This window comes from Bacteroidales bacterium (assembly GCA_014860575.1).
Lineage (GTDB): Bacteria > Bacteroidota > Bacteroidia > Bacteroidales > JAAYJT01 > JAAYJT01.
The window spans coordinates 107,190-128,926 of record JACZJK010000057.1 but is presented as its reverse complement, the minus strand read 5'-3'; the positions used below and the strand labels follow the sequence as shown (position 1 = coordinate 128,926).

3 protein-coding genes are annotated in these 21,737 nt (G+C 43.9%); all 3 read left to right on the top strand.

Annotated elements, in window-relative coordinates; all coding sequences use genetic code 11:
• The first annotated feature begins 524 nt into the window (after positions 1-524).
• Positions 525-7,124, top strand: a complete 6,600-nt coding sequence (locus IH597_15930; GenBank protein MBE0663947.1) for a right-handed parallel beta-helix repeat-containing protein — start codon at positions 525-527, stop codon at positions 7,122-7,124.
• A 64-nt stretch (positions 7,125-7,188) separates the two neighbouring features.
• Entirely contained in the window at positions 7,189-7,626 is a 438-nt protein-coding gene (locus IH597_15925; protein ID MBE0663946.1) for a hypothetical protein, read from the top strand.
• Between the two features lie 2 nt (positions 7,627-7,628).
• Positions 7,629-21,701, top strand: coding sequence for a hypothetical protein (locus tag IH597_15920; protein ID MBE0663945.1), 14,073 nt, complete (start codon positions 7,629-7,631; stop codon positions 21,699-21,701).
• The last annotated feature ends 36 nt before the right edge of the window (positions 21,702-21,737 follow it).

The following is a 21,737-nucleotide window of genomic DNA, read 5'->3' as shown; positions in this document are numbered from 1 at the left end:
GCGCAATTATTTTCTGCAATTTTTTGTAACCTTTTCGTAAAGAATATTTACATTTTACTGATTTCTCTCTTTTCCTAGTGGAAAGCAAGTAGTCTTTTTCCACGAATTAATACCCTTTTTTATATGACCACGTGGTTTTCACGTGGTTTTTTTTTACCCATGCTTTCATAAAGAGATTATTTTTACGACTCCGAATATTTTACACAGTTGTAAAATTATTTACAGTTTTTATGTAGGCTTCGCAATAAATCGTTAAAAATCCTTAACATGAAAGTATGAACATGGAAATAAAAAAACCTTTCAGCATCTATACGACCCTTGCAAAACTCGGGGAGCTATTCCCGGTAAGTGTCCTGCACTGCGGGGTCCCTTGTCTTGGCAGGGGACTCCGAGTGCGGATGCTGATTCTGATCGCTTTCTTCTTTTGTAGACAGTCATTATTCACGAAAACAGCACTTTGCGTCTGAATCCATATATTTTTAAATCATCTTAATTAATGTTCCAATATTTTAAAATCAAATCTTATGAGAAACTTTACAAATCAAACCAAACTGATCAGAGCGTTAGCTTTGTTTACTTTGTTGCTTCTGCTCTCTGTTGTGAGCGTTCGCGCCCAGCTACCCATAAAGGGTATTGACGTTGTGCGCTGTGGAGCAGGGCCTGTTGATCTGGTTGTTGAATGGGACGGACAAGTACTTGACCCATCAAACGTCAAGTGGTATACAGAGCCGTTTTATGGCACACCTTTCCACACTGGCTTGTCGTATACCACTGATTACCTTGAATTAACCACTACATTTTATGTGGATTACATTGATGAGAATCTTTGTGGTGAATGCGACAGATTATTGATTAAGGCCATAATTTTTGACGCCATTATCAACAACCAGGTGTTTTATGAGAGTAATACATTCTGTAATTCCGCCAGCAACATTTATTTCCCAACCATTGTTGGTGTTCAGGGAGGTACTTTTTCTGTGCAGCCGGTAGGTGGCGCACCCCAAATTCCGCTTGTAGTCAACTCCGAAACCGGAGCATTCAATCCACAAAATGTTTCTTCCGGAACATACACCATCACCTATCTTCCACCTGATATTCCCGGCTGCGACAGCGACCCGGTAAGTATTGATGTTACAATCACGGATAGTCCACTGGAACCGGAAATCAGCTATATTCCTGACCACTTCTGTGCCTATCCTGAAGCGCAAACCATAGATGTTGATTTCTCGATTCCGGCATATACTCCACCTACGGGAGCAAGTTTCAGCGCGGTTCCCACAGGTCTTTGCATTAATTCTACATCAGGGCAGATAAATCCACAAAACTGCCTGACGGGAAATTATACCATAACATATTATGTTCCTGGAGGAGGAGGTTGCCCTCCTGTAATTAAAACTACTCAAGTAACTGTACTGCAACTGCCAACCGCTTCCATCAACTACAACAGCCCTTTTACTTTAAACATGGGACCGCAACCGGTCTCGATCACTGGTAGCGGTGATTACCTGGGTGGAACATTCACACATGACGGAAACTCAGGTGATCTTGATCTGGATGCCACAACAGGTGAAATAATTCCAGCTAATAGTGTTCAGGGCTCATACCTCATTACATATACGCTTGCAGCAGTTAGCCCATGTGTTGACGGTTTAGTGGCAACTATAAGTATTGAAATCCTTTCACTGCCTGTAGCGCAAATAAGTGCAGTACCCACAGAGGTATGTCAATATTCAGCTGATGAGCCGGAAGTAACTTTTACAGGTGCAGCCGGATTACCACCGTATACATTATTATATAGTATAAACGACGGGCTTACCCAGGATATCATTACTGCAGGTAATGCGGTCATTATCACACACCCCACACTGGTAACAGGTTCATACATTTACAAAATACACAGCGTTACAGACGACAATGGAAGCATACGAGTTTATGACCCAGGAAACGAACCATTTGCTACTATCAATGTAAATGCTCAAAGCCATGGATTATTTGAATACGCTGATTCACCTTATTGCAGCGATGGCAGTAACCCAGTGCCAACCATGCTTGATGGTGGTGTGAAAGGAACATTTACATCTACAGCCGGACTTGTATTTGTTGATGAAACAACCGGTGAGATTAATATTTCCTTAAGTATTCCGGGAACCTATGCAGTATCTAACACCATTGCTGCATTAGGTGGCTGTCCGGAATCAGTTACAATCGTTGATGTGACTATAACCGCATTACCTCTAGCCGGATTCAGTTATGAACCTGCATATTGTAATAATGGATCGAATCCTACTCCGATTTTAGATGAAGGTGCACAAATTGGAATTTTCAGCTTTGACCAGCCGGGACTTGTTTTTGTTAGCCCTACGACTGGAGAAATTAATCTGGCTTCAAGTTTACCCGGAACATACATTATTACCAATACAGTTGCAGCAGCCGATGGCTGTGGAGTCGTTACAGCAACGGATGAAGTTACTATTGAACCATTACCTTTGGTTACAAATGATGATGAATTCTTTATTTGCAGCAATACCAGTCCTGATATTGCTTTAACTGCGAGCCTGGCAAGTTCGTTTACATGGACAATCGGAAATATCACAGGAGACATAACTGGAGCAGAAGCTGGTAGTGGTGCTGTTATTGAGCAGGTTCTCATAAACCCAAGCAATACTGAGGCCGGAACTGCAGAATATCTCGTTGTTCCAACATCAACCGCAGCAGGTTGTGTTGGCGATGCATTCACCATTACAGTTACTGTGAAACCATTGCCTGTCCTTTCTTCATCGCTTGCACCAACAGCTATCTGTAGTGAACTAGCATTCGAATATGAGGCAACCAGCAGTGCAACTGGAGCAACTTTCAGTTGGAGCAGAGCAGCAGTTGCAGGAATCCAGCAAGGTCCTACAACGGGTGGAACCGCTTTTATTAACGAAGTCTTAACAAACACCACCAATGCTTCTATTGATGTGGTTTATGAATTTACTATCACCGCTGATGGTTGCAGCAATAAACAAAATGTAACAATAGGAGTTAATCCTACACCATCAGTTACAAATATTGAACTGGCACAGGCGATTTGCTCAGGAGGTTCTACCACGGCTGTGGAACTTACATCTGACATTGTTGGAGCTACTCTGAGTTGGATAGCCTATCCTTCAGCCGGAATCACAGGCTCTGTTGCAACTGGAACAGGAACGATACCTGTTCAAACACTTACCAATTCACTGACAACTGACGGGACAGTAACTTACGTAATTGCTCCTACCCTTGGCAATTGCTATGGTGTTGAAGTAGAATATGTTGTTACAGTTTATGCACTTCCCGTTTGCGAAGTCACAGGACCTGATGCAGTTACCTACGCTGATGTGACAGAGTTCGCAGCACCGTTAGGTATGACCTCTTATGTGTGGAATATTTCTGGTGATGGAACCATCATAGGTGCAAACAATGGGCAAACTGTTGATGTGAATGCTGATGCCGCAGGAAGCTATACGCTATCATTGACAATTATAAACGGAAATGGATGTACAAGTAGTTGCGATCTTGTAGTGATTGTTAATCGAGCAGAGTTGATGGTAATCGCCGTAGACAAGGACAAGGCTTATGATGGGTTGGTATTCCCTTATGCAAGTTATACTGTCACTTACGATGGTTTTGTTTCGAACGAAGACGAAGGTGTACTTGGCGGCACACTGACTTTTGCTGGGTCAGCAATCAATGCAACTGATTTTGGCAACTATACAATCGCCCCAGCAGGTCTGACAAGCGGCAACTACGATATTGCCTTTATTGATGGTGAGTTGGAAATAACCAAAGCAACTTTGATTGTAACAGCCGCTGACAAAGACAAGGTTTATGATGGACTTGTATTCCCCTATACCAGCTACACGGTCACCTATGATGGTATTGTTACGGGAGAAGATCAGGACGATCTTAGCGGTGTGCTTTCCTTTGTTGGCACAGCAATCAGTGCCACTGAAGTTGGAGATTACGTGATCAGCCCTCAGGGCCTAAGCAGTGAAAACTACAATATTACATTCGAAAATGGTGCACTTCGCATCTGGCCTGTACATAACACCACACAAAATAAATACTACAGTACTATACAGGCTGCAATTGATGAAGCCAATGCAGCAGATGCAATTCAGGTGGCTAACGGATCATACAATCTATTGGCTCCAATCAAAATTGATAAATCCATCATCCTAACAGGAAATGTGAACACTCCAGAGGATGTAATCGTGAATGCCCCAACCGATGGTGGTGTTGATCGTGATGTTTTCCAAATAATCTCCAGTGGAGTAACTATTCAGGGATTTACAATCCAGGGAGCTAAAGATCAGTCAGGTACTGCTGATGGAAAAACCAATGGAGGCATCATGGTTGGTGGCGATAAATACATATTAGGAGTAAAACCAGCAGGAGCAACTGATTTTACTTTCAGTTCCTGGTGGGGCTTCGGCGTTCAGGATGTCATCATTAAAAACAACCGGATTACCAATAACAGTTATGGGATCTTTATATTCCATTCTCAGAACATAACAATTGAAGGAAATGAGATTTTTGCCAATACACAGGATGTTATAAACATTTGGTCAGGCAAAGGAATATCAGTGTATTCACAACCGGCAATGACATTGGCAAATAAGGTTTCATCCGGTTCTCCTTTACTGGCTACAAGTAACCTAACCATCAAAAACAATGAAATTTACAACAATGAGTTGATGGGTATAGAACTGAATTATTCAGAAATCTATAATCTTGGCGCTGATCCCAGACCCGGGCCATTCAATATAAACACCATCATTGAAGGCAATTCTATTTATAATAATGGAGGGACTACTGACAATATTGGTTTGCCTGGCAAGGACTTGTTCAGAGGCATATCAGCCAATGGCAATGAGGAGAATGTTTCTGTTATTAACAATGAAATATATGGCCATTTACCAGGCGTAGGAAGATTCCAAAGCATTGCACTTACCTCAGGCATGCGCCTCAGTAGCACAAAGGATTGGACTGTAGAAAACAATAAGATTTATAACAACGTTGCAGGTATCAATGCTTATGGAACATCTACCGGTATCAATGTTAATGAAAACGCAATATTTGACAACGCACAGGGTGTAGTAATGGCCAGTTCCAATACAGGCACTGTTGTAAATAATGCAATTTACAATAATAATGTTTCAACCTGGCAAAGTGATGGTATTGAGCCATATGGTGTAAACAACCTTGATATTATAGAAGCACCACTCATCGCCAGTTGCAACTGGTGGGGAACAATAAACTTTAGCGAAATCCTGCCAAAAGTATCAGTCAATGTAGAGTTTGTGAATTACCTGATTCCGGATGCAGGAGGTGAAACACACCTGTGGTCAGAAGAGGATAAATATTCATGCACAGGTATTGCGCCGCTTACCATCACCGCAGGTAGTGATAGTAAGGTCTATGACGGTATACCGTTGACAAATGCCGGTTACTCGGTTACAGCCGGTGCACTACTTGTTGGGCATACCCTGCAAGCAGTTACCTTGACTGGTTCTCAGGCCGCCGTAGGTACGAGCGACAATATTCCGAGCGCCGCAGTAATTCTTGACGGCTCAAGCAATAATGTCACAGCCAAATATAATATTACCTATGTTAATGGAAATCTTGAGGTAACATCCCGTCCGCTTGAGATCACAGCCAACAATGTCAGCAAGTCCTATGGTAATATATATACATTTGAAAACAATGAATATACTCTGACAAATGGCACATCTCTAGCTGGCAGTCATACCATGACTCTAACACTTTCGAGTGCAGGAGCAGAAGCAGATGCACTCGCTGGGTTCTACCTCGTAGAAATATTTGATATAGTGATTAAGGATGCTGGTAATACTAATACTACTGACAACTATGATATAAACTTAATCAATGGTACTCTTGGGGTGATGGGGCCAGTTATAGTTTACAATCATGATCCTTCAGAACCAAATACTGAAATTATAGCTACACATATGACCATACAGTCGGCAATTGATGCCGAAACCACAGTGAACGGACATTACATTTCAGTAGCTTCAGGAAATTATGATGAACTTATAAATGTGACGAAGGGTGTTACCATTTCAGGCTATGGCGCTGTCAACACCTTGATACAAAGCAGCAATGCACTTTCCACGAATATTTTGAGCATCACAGCCAGTAATGTTGCCATTAAAGACATAGCCATTGTTGGCCCTGGAGGCAGTTCGCCGCCCAGCCGTGGTATTCATATCAATGGAATATTATCTGGGATTGCACTTGTTAACGTAATATCCAACCAGCATCTGTATGGTGTACATGTGAGTGCAGGTTCGGATATAACAAATCTTACATTGACTAACACTGTGTTGAACATCAACGGCAACGGCTTACAGATTGATGCTGAAGCCAAAGTTGACGGACTTACGATTACCAATGGTGAAATGGACGGCAACCTGTTCGGATTCTCTACTGCAGCTACCCTCGATAATTATGACAACAGCGATGATCTAAACAATGTAAGCATTACCGGAACTTCTTTCTCTGGCAATATGTATTTTGGTTTAATGTTCAACAAAGGAAAGAATGTTAACCTGAATGGTATTACGGTTAATGGCAACGGAAATGTTTCCGGTGCTCCAGGCTCGGGTATATATTTTACCTGGCGTGAAGGAACATTCTCTAATATCATCGTACAAAACTCCACGATCACAAACAACGGCCAGAATGCCGGTGCAAATGATGGCGGTGGTATCCTTATACGTCCGAGGGCAAATGCTAGTGCAAGCGGTATTAGCATCGAAAACAACCTGATCTCTGGCAATGGTGCGGCAGGCAATAGCTCAGCTGGTATCCGGGTTCTGAAAAATGATGAAAACACGGGTACTGATCCTGGAATTTCAATCAATGGCAATAGCATTACCAGTAATGCCAATCACGGCATTACAAGCACGACTTCTGCAAATATTGACGCAAGTTGTAACTGGTGGGGAACCGCCAACTACAACGAGATACTACTCATTGTATCTACAAAAGTGCAGTTTGTGAATTACCTGATCCCTGGTGCAGGAGATACCTACCCATGGTCAGGTGTGGATACATATTCCTGCACGGGGGTCGAATAAGTAATTGAAATACGAGATATTAAAACACAGTATCATGAATAATAACAACAAAATATATCAAACCATGAAAAGAAAATTCTTCATCCTTGCCATGCTGTTGATTTCTGCTGTTCTTGCTTTTGGACAAGCCTTGAGCGAACAGGCAGCAATTTTGAAACAGTGTCTTGACACCCCTGCTATACAGCAGCAGTTCCCAACCGACAGCCAGGGCCATCCCAATGCTGTTTACATCATGCAACATGCTGTTAGTTTTCCGACTGATATACCCGTATCCAAGTTTGGCCAACGAATAATTTTTCTTGAAAAAGACGACATGTTTAATAAGAATGTTGAAGCATTCATCATGTTCGAGAAACTTGAAATAAGCGGCAGCAATGCTGATGTGATTATGATCTTTAATAAAAACCAGGGCAATGGATACCAGGCTTATGAGATTAAGCTCAGCCTGGCAAAGAATGCTTCGAGCTGGTCAGTTTCCGAAACCAAAGCAAATTGGAGGTAACCATGAAAAATAACTTACACAACAAAAAAAATGGATTGACCCGCTTGTTAGGTCAATTCCTGATGGTGGTCGCGTTGCTTATATCTGGCAGCCAACTTTTCGGCCAGGCATCCCTATTGTCATACAGCAACAATCTGACCACTTTATCAGGGTGCGACGACTGTAATCAAAGCGTGAGTATTACCTCTGTTTTTCCTTATGGAGTGAGATTTGGTGCAAATACATATACGTCTGTTTATGTGGGCTCAAATGGGTATATTACCTTTGGACACGGCAATAGCGGATACAGCCCACTAGGTATCCAGGCCTATACAAGTGGGCCTATCATTGCAGCACAGTATGATGATCTTGATCCACGAAAAGGTGGAAACGTATATTTTGATCAGAACACAGGTAGCAATTTTGTAGTGGCAACCTGGCATACAGTTTATCCGTACAACAGTAGTGTTGGAGGCGGGGTTGGAACAAATGGCGTGACGTTTCAGGTTGTTTTGAGAAAACCTGGAAGCTATTCATCTACGAATCTGGACTTCCAGATTGAAATTCGGTATAATAATATTGGATGGTGGAAATCAGGAAATAACTCCGCATGGCCTACTGCAGGGTGGTCGGCAGGTAATCAGATAACCTATGCCTTGCTTCCCTACTCAGGCCAGAGCAACTTTAACCAGAACCAGTATAATTCAAACATTAGTCAAACAGGTGTTTGGCGTTGGGACGTTACTGGTGGGGTTGTTCAGGCTGCGCCTACGGTAAATCAAACATATTCTGTTACAAGCATCACCGGCAGTAGTGGAAACTCAGGCGGTAATGTGAGTAGTGATGGTGGTTCAACAGTTATCGAAAGGGGAATTGTTTACAGCACCACCAACCCACCAATAACCATTCATTCCAAGGTAATCAGCGGGGCTGGGACCGGCTCGTTCACAGCATCCATGAGCGGATTAAATCCCGGAACCCTATATTATGTTCGTGCTTACGCAATCAATTCAATTGGAACAGGCTACGGGCCTCTAGTATCATTCAGTACGTCAAACATATCTGTCCCCTCTGTATCAACTACAACGGTGAGCACTGTTACCACCAATGCTGCCTCATCTGGTGGCAATGTAACCGCTACAGGAGGCGCTACTGTAAACAATCGAGGAGTCGTGTGGAATACTAGCGGTTCACCAACGATATCAAGCTATACCGGTATTACCAGCAATGGTATTGGAACCGGTTCGTATTCGAGCTCACTTACAGGATTAGCTTCCAATACCACCTATTATGTGAGGGCCTATGCAACCAACTCAGCAGGTACAGGATATGGTTCACAATTATCATTTATTACTCAGCCCGCTAACCCTTCAAGTGCCAGCGCTAACCCTTCGACCACTTGCAGTGGCAGTGCGACCCAACTTTCAGTAAGCAATGCACAGGGAACTGTGTATTGGTATACGGGTGGTTGTGGTACAACATTCATTGGCACAGGTAATCCTTTTCCGGTATATCCTACCACTACTACAACCTACTACGCAAGAAATTACAATGCTTCCGGGTTTAGTGCAGGTTGTGCGTCTGCAACAGTAACTGTAAACCAACCGGCTTCAACACCCACTTCGGCTTCAGGAACGCCAACAGGCACCACAGCAGCAAACTTATCATTTGGCGGATCAACCGGTTCGGGAACAATTACCTATTATTGGGTTGTAGGAACCAGTTCGTCAGTTGCTTATGGCAACGGAATTGCACAGGGTTCAACCACAACCACTTCTGCAGTGGCCACAGGACTCAGCCAAAGCATCACATACTACCTTAGGGTTTATGCCAATAACCTTTGTGGAAATTCGTCTTACTTAACATCATCTTCTTTCCGAACCCATTCTGTGTTGACTTACCTTGCCGGACCCGACGGAAGTATCAGCGGTACAACACCGCAAACGATTGCAAATGGTGGCAATGGCACAGCAGTCACCGCAGTTCCTGACACTGAATATAACTTCATTAATTGGAGCGATGGAAGCACCAATAATCCTCGTACCGATTTGAATGTAACAAGCAGTACTACTGTTACAGCCAACTTTGCGCCCAACAGGCTGGTTTTCCTCACTTCACCAGTGAACACAGCTGCCGGACAGAATATTCCGGTTTCGGTTCGCATTACTGATACTTATGGCAATACCATGACAAATTCAAGTGCAGCTGTAACGTTGGCTATTCAAACCAATCCATCTATTGGTGAGGCCGGAGTTCTGAATGGCACGCTTACCTTGAATGCCGTGAATGGTGTAGCCACCTTTACAGATTTATGGATCAATAAAACCGGCAATGGATATACGCTGATTGCCAGTGCAGGTAGTCCGATAATTACTCAACCGGTTTCGGAGGCTTTTAATATAATTCCAGGCGCGCTTGAATATTTCACTGTTGCCGGAATAGTAAGCCCGCATATGGCTGGGGTTACGACATCACCTACGGTTACTGCGTATGATGAATTCGATAACCTGAAATACGATTATACTGGAACCATAGAGTTTAGCACCAATAACGTAAGCAACAACCCAGCTCAGCCTACTACTTTACCAGATGGCTATACATTCTTAACTGCCGATTTAGGTGTTAAAACCTTTATCAATGGAGTTAACCTTAAAGAAACAGGTGCATTTTATGTGAAGGTAAATGATGGTTCAAAAGAAGGGCAGCAAGGCGATATTGAGGTTACGCCTGCACCAATCAATTATTTCACACTCGCAGCCAATGGTTCAGTAATAGCTGGCACTGAGTTCTCAGTAACTGCCACCGTATACGATGAATTCGGCAATGTCAAAACCAATTACGATGGGCAAAATGACGTGCTTTGGACCACTACTGCATCTTCATCGCCACGGGGCAATCCCAGGGTGATGCCTGCCAATGGTCCGCAAGGTTTTACCGCGGGTATTGCCGTGGTTGGTGGATTTATATTTTATAATGCTCAGGAAACACCCACTATTACAATTACAGATGGCCCAACTTCCAGCCCTGGAACTACAGCACCCATTATCGTTTACAATGCACCGCTCAACAATTTCCTTGTAGAGCCTGTTCCGGTGGAAAGTCACAATATCGGTGGAGTGAGAAAGCAAGCCGGTATTCCTTTCAGTGTGAAGGTTACAGCCCGCGATGTGTATTTCAACATTGCCAGAGATTATGCCGGCAATATCCGATTCAAATCATCCAACGATGTTTTGGTACAGTTTCCGGGTGGTACGCCTTCTTTCGCCGGATATCAGGGTGTTCGCACTTTTAATGATGCCATAACGGTAAACCAGATTGGATCATACTGGCTGCGTGCCGCAGATGCCTTACAGGCATTCAAGAGCGGAGAGCTGAAGGATATAGTGATTGGCCCGGGACCGGTAAACGCATCCCTGAGTGAACTCACTATCAGTTATACATCCCCTGTTATTGCAGGCGATTATGTGCAGGTGACCATTATCCCACGCGATGCTTTTGGAAACTTCCTCTGTACCTGCCAGGATGTTCAGATCCTTTTACAAGGTGATGATGAACACAGGGCCGGTTCTGGAAATACATGGATTCCAATCCCATCTTCAGCGCTGATTAATACAGGAAACGGCAGCTACGTGACCAATGTAAGGGTTACGGAAACCGGGCTGAATGTATTTTCGGCAGTTGTAAATACTGTAACGCTCAACCAAACCCGCGATGTGATGGTTGATCCGGCTCCTCCTTCTCTTGCCAATACGCTCATTACTGCTGCCAGCCCCGAAATGACAACAGATGAGAATGTGGTTTTAACTGTTCAGTTAAAAGATGAATTTGACAATAACAGAACCACCAATGATGGAGAAGTATCACTCAATACTACACTTGGAGGGTTTGGAATTAACAATGGACCTGTTTCCATCGAAGCTTTTTATACAGGTTCAGGTATTTATATTGCCAGCCTTTATGCAAGCTATGACGCTGTAAACCATGGCGTAGGCAATGCAACCATTACCGGCGTTATTGATTTTACCGATCCACTGCTAACCGATGGAAGCATTGTTGATAATGAAATTGTGAGCATCACCGAAGGTTTGCCGAATCTGGTAACAAGCACAATTTCTGCCGATCCAACATCTATTTCCACTGATGAAACATCTCTGATCACTTTGCAACTAAAGGATCATCTGGGCAACCTGGTTCAGAATAACAGGGGCGAGGCTACTTTGCTTTCCAATGTGCTTGGTGAACTATCTGCTACTTCATACGATGATGACGGTAGATATATTGCGATCCTAAGTGGTGATGTAAGGCCTTTGAATGGCGTGGGTATAGCATATATCACCGGCTCATTTGCAGGCAGTGGTTCAGCTTCCGGAGTTAATGGATTTTTCAATGACGGTGGTTCGCCTTCACAGCTTTCCACGGCCACAGTAACCATTACTGAAGGCTTGCCTGATGTTGCAACGATTCAGATTGAAGCTGATCCATTGACAATGACAACAGATGGTTCAAGTATAATTACAGTTACCTTAAAAGACCATCTTGGTAACCCGATTGTAAACAGTCGTGGAACGGTTGCGCTGACAACAAGTCTTGGTGCAATCAGCATAGTTACCGATCATCTTAACGGAACATATTCAGCTACCCTTACAGGAAATGTTTCAGGAACAGGGATAGCAACCATCAGCGGTACAATTGTTATTGATAATATTGGCGAACCGCAGGAAATTGACGATACTGCTGAAGTTGAGATAACCGAAGGATTACCCAACCTGGCGCAGTCAACAATCGTTTCCAATCCTAACGAAATGACTACAGATGGTTCAAGCACCATCACACTGCAACTGAAAGACCAGTGGGGCAACAGCCTTACAACAAGCCGCGGCGTTGTCAGCATGGAGTCAACGATAGGTTTGCTCTCAAGTGTCACAGATAACGGAAATGGAACTTATTCTGCTACCTTAACCGGCGACACCAGGGGAGTAAACGGAACTGGATCTTCCATCATCACTGCATCATTCGTTGGTGATGTAACAGCGCCAGGCGTTGTAGGTAATTTTGTGAATTCTACGCAGGTTGAAATTATCGAAGGCCTGCCTGCAATTGCAACAATTGATATTGCCGCTGATCCAATCAGCATGACAACCGATGATAGCAGCACGATCACGGTTCAGTTGCGCGACCAGTTTGGAAATCTCATATTGAACAATCGTGGACCAGTTGTGCTCTCGACTGATCTCGGAGTCATCGGAGATACAGATTATACCTCAGCCGGGCAATATGCAGCAATACTGACAGCTAACAGCAGTGGAACCGGTACAGCAACCATTGAAGGAACCATTCAGATTGACGGTTCAGGACTAGTACTTGATATTGTTGATTTTGCTACGGTTCAGATTACCGAAGGCTTGCCCTCACTGGCACAGTCTTCAATTTCGGCTTTCCCCCTCACCATGACAACCGATGAATCCAGCAACATCACTTTGCAACTGAAAGACCAGTGGGGCAACCTGCTCTCTTCGAGCCGCGGAGTTGTTACGATGGAATCAACCATCGGTTTGCTTTCAAGTGTAACTGATAACAATGATGGAACTTACGCTGCTTCACTCACGGGTGATACTCGTGGACTAAATGGAACAGGATTATCATTAATTACCGCTTCCTTTGAAGGTACAGGTACTGCTGAAACAGTTTCAGGAAACTTCGCTGATAATACAACTGTTGAGATCACAGAAGGCCTGCCTTCCGGATTAACGACTACCATTACCGCAAATCCGGTTGAAATGACCATTGACCAAAGCAGTTTGATAAGCGTTCAGTTGAAAGACTGGCTGGGCAACCTGATCGTGAATGACCGGGCTGAAGTGTCCTTATTCACTGATTTAGGCATTCTTACCCCGGTAAACTATATTGACAACGGTATCTATACTGCAACGCTTTCGGGCAATGACCAGGGTACCGGCCTTGCAACGATTACTGGCAGCTTCGCGATCATCGGTGATATTACTGTTGCAGATATTATTGATATTGATGATGACGCAACCGTTCTGATTACCGAAGGATTGCCGGCTGTAGCCGAGATTCAGATCACCGCCGATCCTCTTACCATGACTACCGATGAAATCAGTGTGATAAGCGTACAACTATACGACCAGTTTGGGAATACAATCGTGAACGATCGCGGTACAGTTGCGCTCTCAACCAACCGGGGCAACCTTTCGGGAGTAACTTACATTGAAAATGGTCTTTATACAGCCACTCTGTATGGCAATGCCGATGGAGTAGGAGTAGCTACTATCACCGGAACAATTATCATTGATGATAGTGGCGATGCTGTTGCTATTGATGACAATGCCCAGGTAACAATTACCGAAGGCCTGCCGGCAGTAGCCATGATCCAGATTACCGCCGATCCGCTCACTATGACCACCGATGAGAGCAGTCTGATCAGCGTACAACTCTACGATCAGTTTGGAAATATGATTGTGAACAATCGCGGAACGGTTGCGCTATCAACCGATCGGGGCAACCTCTTGGGAGTAAGCTACGTTAGCAATGGGCTTTATACAGCCACGCTATATGGCAACGCCGATGGAGTTGGAGTAGCTACAATTACCGGAACAATTATCATTGATGATATTGGCGACGCTGTTGCTATTATTGACAATGCCCAGGTAACAATTACCGAAGGTTTGCCTGCAATTGCAACTATTGAGATTACTGCTGAGCCAACCACCATGACTACAGATGAAAGTAGCACCATCACAGTTCAGTTGCGCGACCAGTTTGGAAATACCATAGTGACTAACCGTGGCCCGGTTGTGCTATCAACCAATCTTGGGGTTATCGGTGTCACAAATTATACAATAAATGGGCAATACGCCGCAACACTTACTGCTAACAGCAGTGGAACCGGCATTGCAACCATTACCGGAACCATTCAGATTGACGGTGAAGAACCGGCACTTGATATTGCCGACAATGCCACAGTGCTGATCACTGAAGGTTTGCCATCGCTGGCACAGTCTTCTATTTCGGCATCGGCTGAAACTATGACAACTGATGGATCAAGTACAATTACCCTGCAACTGAAAGATCAGTGGGGCAATCTACTTACTTCGAGTCGTGGAATTGTTACCATGGAATCAAGCATTGGTTTACTCTCCAGTGTAACTGATAACTTTAATGGAACCTATACTGCAACCTTAACAGGCGATACCAGAGGTTTGAACGGAACAGGAATTTCCGAAATAACCGCTTCATTTGATGGTACTGGTAGTGCTGAAACAGTTGAAGGAGATTTCGCTAATAATACAACAGTTGAAATTACTGAAGGCTTGCCTGTTGTAGCAACAACAACAATTACTGCCGATCCGGTTGAAATGACGATTGACCAGACCAGTTTGATCAGCGTACAGTTGAAAGACCAGTTTGGTAACCTGATTGTTAACGATAGGGCTGTTGTGCAGCTCAATACAAGTCGCGGGGTATTAACTGTGGTGACTTATTTCGAGGCCGGAGTTTATCATGCGACCCTTTCGGGCAACAACCAGGGTGTTGGTCTAGCTACCATTACAGGAACCATCCAGGCTGATGGCGAAGGATCGCACTTACAAATTGTTGATGACGCAACCGTGCTGATCATTGAAGGAGTGCCGGCAATAGCAACAACAATCATCACTGCCGATCCAAGTGAAATGACCATTGACCAGACAAGTTTGATCAGCGTTCAGTTGATTGACCAGTTTGGAAACCTGATTGTTAACGACAGAGCTACTGTTGCACTGAGCACTGACAGGGGAGTTTTAACAGGAGTAATTTATGTTGGAAATGGCATTTACACAGCCACTTTATCAGGCAATAGCGATGGTGTTGGACTGGCAACAATTACCGGCACAATCCAAATTGATGGCGGAGGTGCGGTTCTAAATATTTCAGACAACGCCACAGTACTGATTACTGAAGGCTTGCCGAATGTGCTTACCTCAACCATCACCGCTTCACCAATTACGATGACTTCTGATGCGTCGAGCGTGGTTACTGTTCAATTGAAGGACCAGTTTGGCAACCTGATTGTTAACAACAGGGGAACAGTTGTATTATCAACTGATCTGGGAGTCCTCACAGTTACATCTTATGATGGAGCTGGTACATACATAGCAACCCTAACCGGCAACGAAAGTGGAACAGGTATAGCTACTTTAACCGGAACAATAGTGATTGACGATGAAGGTTCACCACAGGCATTTAACGATGATGCCCAGGTTATTATCACTGAAGGTTTGCCAAATCTTTCACAGATCAGCATCACAGCAGATCCTGAAAGCATCACGGCTGACGGAACCAGTTTGATTTTGGTTCAGCTCAAAGACCAGTGGGGTAATAACCTGACAAGCAGCCGGGGAACCATTGCGCTTTCTACATCACCGATTGGTGCGCTGACAAGCGTTACTGACAACCTTGATGGAACATACAACGCTACATTCTTCCTCAATGCTTTTGGAACCGGTCTGGCCACAATTACCGGAACTTTAGCAGGTGAAGTAAATGGAAACATTTCAGATGATGCAATAGTAACAGTGACTCATGGAGTTGCCACACAGCTTACTATTTTGACCGAACCATCGCCAACCGCAATGGCAGGTGTACCGTTTGCAACGCAGCCACAGGTTCGGATTGAAGACCAGTTTGGAAACCTCGTTTCAGGTGATAATACTACCGAAGTCACAGCCACCCGTTACCTTGGAACCGAACAGCTTTATGGAACCGTTACAGTAACCGCAACAGATGGTATTGCCACTTTTACGGACCTGTATTACACAAAAATGGAAACCATTACGCTGATTTACAGCAGCGATACCGACTTGAGCAATTCAAATGCAATCTCAAGCCAGATCGTGGTTGACCACGCGGCTACCGCTTACTATACCATTACTGATGCAAACTTCATCATGGCAGGTGGCGCAAGAGCTCCCTACACAGTAAAGCGATATGATGAGTTTGGAAATATAGTGAATAAGGTTGTCGGTAATACTGATGCCAATGAACCGGTTTATCTCTATAGTAGTTCAACGGGCGCTAACAAGCAATTCCGCGATGCCGCTACCGGTGGAAACATCATCACACTCATCAATATATTGCCTGGAGCAACCAGCGCCAATTTCTGGTATTATGATGAAAAAACCGGCATGCACACAATCACGGTTTCTGATAACTCAGTTGCTCCAGATGGAGATTTGGGTGTGAATGATGCCAGTGATCTGATAGAAGTAAGGCCTGCAGCGTTGAAAGACTTCCTGGTTTACGGAATTGAAAGTCCGCATTATTATGGAGATATTCAAACCGTTACTGTTGAAGCCCGCGACTTGTTTAACAACAGGAAGATCAATTATACAGGCAGTATCACATTCTCAATTACTGATTTTGATGCTATTCCTCCGGCAGATTACCAGTTCACTTTGGGCAATGCGGGTATCATGACCTTCCCTGCCAGCATTTTGTTTACCAAGCCAAGCAGCTTCAGTCCGGTAGATGAATGGTGGGTAACTGCTATTGATCTTGCCGACCCAACCAAGTATGGTGCTCAAACCGAAATTATTGTTCTTGAGCGTCCGATCAATGTTATTGCGGATCACCAGGTAAAATATTTCTATGGTGATGCTTATGATCTGGGAACCAACTTGTTTACTGTAAGCAGTGGTATTGAACCGGAGGCTGAAATTTACGCGAACTCGGAATTAATTACCAATGTTACACTTGCAAGTGATGGAACCGATCCTGCAGCTTTCGTTGGCGACTACGATATTGTTACCAGCAATGCTACCGGTATCAATGGGTTCAACCCCGCCTACTATAACATCAATTATTCTACCGCAGGAAAACTTACCGTTGTTGCAAGGCCAATAACAATAGAAGTTAGTCCTGAATTGCAAGCCAAGGTATATGGTGAAATGGACCCCATTTTCTCTTATACTGTTTCATCCGCGCTTAATCTCGTGAACAACGATCAGTTTACAGGAGCGCTTGCCCGTGAAATTGGCGAAGATGTAGGACTTTATGGAATTGACCAGGGTTCATTGCTGATCTATGATGAAGATGGATTGGTAAACAAAACTGCCAATTACAACATTACCTTCATCGGCGGAGATTTTGAGATCACCAAAAAGCCGGTACTTGTCACTGCCGACGAGCAGAACAAAACCTATGGTGATGATGATCCGGCCCTGACTTTTGTTTCAGCACCAGTAAATGGATCAGTCCTGCCAAATGGTATTGCTGTTTCATTCTCAGGCGAACTTATACGCGAACTGGGAGAAACAGTTGGATCCTACGAGATTTATCAGGGTTCGCTGAACAACGATAATTACACCATCACCTATGTTGGCGATTTACTCAATATTGCACCTTTGGCAGTTCAGGTAACTGCTGACGCCAAGGAGAAAACTTATGGTGATCTTGATCCTTTACTCACATTTGTATCTGTTCCTGCGGTAGGCTCAACATTGCAAAACGGACTTACAATATCGTTCACTGGCGAACTGATCCGCATTACAGGTGAAAATGTAGGCGATTATGCAATTTTGAAGAATACAGTTAACAACAGCAACTACACTATTACCTACACTGGCGCCAACCTTACAATTCACGCGCTTGATGTGGATGTCTATGCTGATGCAAAGAGTAAGGTTTATGGACAAGTTGATCCCGCACTCACATTTGAATCTGAACCAGAAGTAGGTTTCGAACTGGCAAATGGTGAAGTAATTGGATTTAACGGAGCCTTAAACCGCGACTTAGGTGAAGCAGTCGGAAATTACACCATCAACCAGCATACAGTTGATAACGGTAACTACAACATCACCTATCATGAAGCTGATTTGGTAATTACCCAATTACAGGTTCAAGTTTTTGCCGATGTTCAAAGTAAGACCTATGGTGACATTGATCCTATACTCACATTTGTATCGAACCCAACCGTTGGCACTGAATTGGACAATGGTGATGCTATTGCATTTACAGGTGAATTAAGCCGCGTTGCCGGTGAAGATGTGGGCGCATACAATATTTTGCAAAATAATGTTGCGAACAGCAATTATGACATCGTATACACCGGAGCGCAGTTAACAATCATTCCTCTGGCCGTTGCTGTTAATGCCGAACCAAAAGTTAAGATTTTTGGCCAATTGGATCCAGCTTTTACCTTTGTTTCCGATCCTGCTGTGGGTGCTGTACTTGCAAACTTTGAAGTAATTGAATTCACAGGTGCATTATTGCGCGAACCTGGCGAAGATGTCGGTGCTTATGCAATCTATCAAAACTCGGTTGCTAACACCAATTATACAATCACCTACACAGGAGCTGATCTTACAATCAGCAAGCTGGATGTAAGCGTAACTGCTCATAGCCAAAGCAAAACTTATGGTGACCTTGACCCAGTTCTGAGCTTTACCTCCGATCCTGCAGTTGGTTTCGAACTTGATAATGGAATTTATATCGGCTACACCGGATCGCTCGTCCGTGCTATGGGTGAAGATGTTGGTTCTTATGAAATTGGCCAGGGAAGCCTCGGCAATAACAACTTCAACATTTCATTTACCGGCAATTCTCTTGAAATTGATCCACTTGCTGTAACAGTAGCTGCTGATGGTAAATCAAAGGTTTACGGAAACCTCGATCCAGATCTCACTTTTGTTTCTAATCCTATTGTTGGGTATACTTTACCTAACGATGAAGTGATCGGGTTCACAGGTTGGTTAAACCGCGATGCCGGTGAAACAGTAGGTTCCTACACTATTAACAGGAACTCGCTTGATAACAGCAACTATACTATCACTTATGTTGAGAACGAACTGGAAATCACGCCGCTTGCAGTTACTGTAACAGCTGATAGCAAGACCAAGGTTTACGGAAATGCAGACCCGGCCTTAACATTTGTTTCTGATCCTGCTGTAGGCAGCACTTTACCCAACAATCTGATTATTGAGTTTAGTGGTGAACTTGACCGTAACGCTGGCGAAAATGTTGGTTCCTACAACATCTACAGGAACACTGTTAATAACACCAACTATAACATCAGCTATTTCAGTGACCTGCTCACTATTACTGAGCGCCCGCTTACAATCACTGCAGAAAATCGCAATAAAACCTATGGTGATCTGCTGGTGCTTGGCACTACAGAATTCAGCATCAGCGGTGATGGCATGGCTTTTACCGAAACCATTGATGAGCTAACTTTGAATAGTGATGGAACACCAGTACTTGCTGATGCCGGCGTGTACCCGATTCACACATCAAATGCAGTTGGTTCGCAAGGGTTCCTGCTCTCTAATTACAACATTACTTATTCGAGTGCCGGAACTTTAATGGTGGAAGCACGTCCGTTGACCTTGTATGACTTTGGTGCAGCCAACAAAACTTACGACGGCAGCACTACAGTGATTGGAACCGGTTGGTTCGATAACCGCTTACCCGGTGATATCCTTGCATTCTCGTTTGAAGCCAATTTTGAAGATAAGAATGTTGGAACCAATAAAACGGTTAATTATACGAACATCGCCATCGTTGGCGGCCCTGATCAGTTCAACTATCATCTTCTTACAGTGGATGGTACAGCAAACGCCAGCATCCTTGCAAAAGCCTTGTCTATCACCGCCAATGACCTTACAAAAGCCTATGGCAACACCCTGGTGTTCGAAGGCACTGAATTTGAGTCAGCCGGAATGGTAAATGGTGAAACAATAGCTTCAATAACCCTTGTAAGTGATGGTACTCCATCCAATGCTCCGCTGGGAGTTTATCCGATCGTTGCTAGCGATGCCGTTGGAAATACCGGAACGTTGATGACTAACTATCTGATCACTTACTTCGATGGTGAATTAACTGTTGAGTTCAGTCTGCTTGGTACGGTGTCTTATTGGAAGAACAATAATGATATTCCGATACAGGATGTTGTTGTTAAACTGATTAATAACCAGTCGCAGGTTTTGGCAACTGCTACTACCGATGCTGCTGGTGCGTATACATTTATTGAGCAGAATCCAGGTGAAATTGACAGGATTGAAGTTTCCACTTCATTGCCCTGGGGAGGTAACAACTCAACCGATGCGTTGGCCATACAATTAAAAACTGTTGGTTTGCCACCGGCATACTGGACTCCTTCAAACTTCATTGATTTTGTTGGTGATGTGAATTCAAACAATGCTGTAAATGCTACAGATGCATTGTTTGTGCGCAACCGTTCAATTTACACAATTGATAGTTATCCGGCAGGAGATTGGGCGTTCAATGCAAAGAACCTTGGCATGAACTTCACCAATATCAATCTTAACACTGCTGTATTTAATTATTCAGATTTGAACTCCAATATTTTAGACATCAGAGCTTTGTGTTTCGGTGATGTGAATGGCAGCTACAACTTCGGTGGCGCCAAGTCATTGACCTCAGCCCATAACGATGAGATCACAAAGGTGGTTCCTGGTATGCAGTTTGAAATTCCTGTCAGGGTTGATAAAACCATTGAGTTCTCGGCGCTGAGTCTGCAACTTGCATATCCTGATGATAAAATCAGTATTGTTGGAATCAAATCCGACATCAACGGACTTGAGTATAACGTAGCTAACGGATTCATCAACATTGGTTGGTATAACCTGAACCCAGTAGTTATGCAAAACGGTGACGCTATTATAACCCTGGTTGTAACAAGCAATGCTCCTATTGGTTCTGACGATGACATTTTCTTCTTCAGCAGCGAAACCGAATTTGCTGATAAATCAGGTGAGGTTATCCAGAATTATGACCTGAGCATGAGCCGTATTGACAACAGCATGGAATATGCACTGCAATGCTATCCAAATCCGTTCAACGATTTTATGAGCATTGGCTACTCAATGGTTGAACCCGGAGATGTTAAAATCAGCGTTGTGAATAGTTTGGGTAGTGTTGTTACTGTACTGGCCGATCACCATCATGAAGCCGGCAATCACATTCTTGGCTTCACAGCCGGTAAGTACACCCTCTCAAAAGGATTGTATTTTGTGCGGATGGAGGTGAGAACCGAAAACACAAGCTTCACGAAGTTAGCGAGTGTAATATTTGTAGAATAGAGGATGATAAATTCGGGCGGCGGCGAAGCCGCCGCC

What these genes read in the sequence shown, in the direction of transcription:
- IH597_15930 (MBE0663947.1), top strand. Translation starts at nt 525, where the DNA reads ATGAGAAACTTTACAAATCAAACCAAACTGATCAGAGCGTTAGCTTTG.
- IH597_15925 (MBE0663946.1), top strand. Translation starts at nt 7,189, where the DNA reads ATGAAAAGAAAATTCTTCATCCTTGCCATGCTGTTGATTTCTGCTGTT.
- IH597_15920 (MBE0663945.1), top strand. Translation starts at nt 7,629, where the DNA reads ATGAAAAATAACTTACACAACAAAAAAAATGGATTGACCCGCTTGTTA.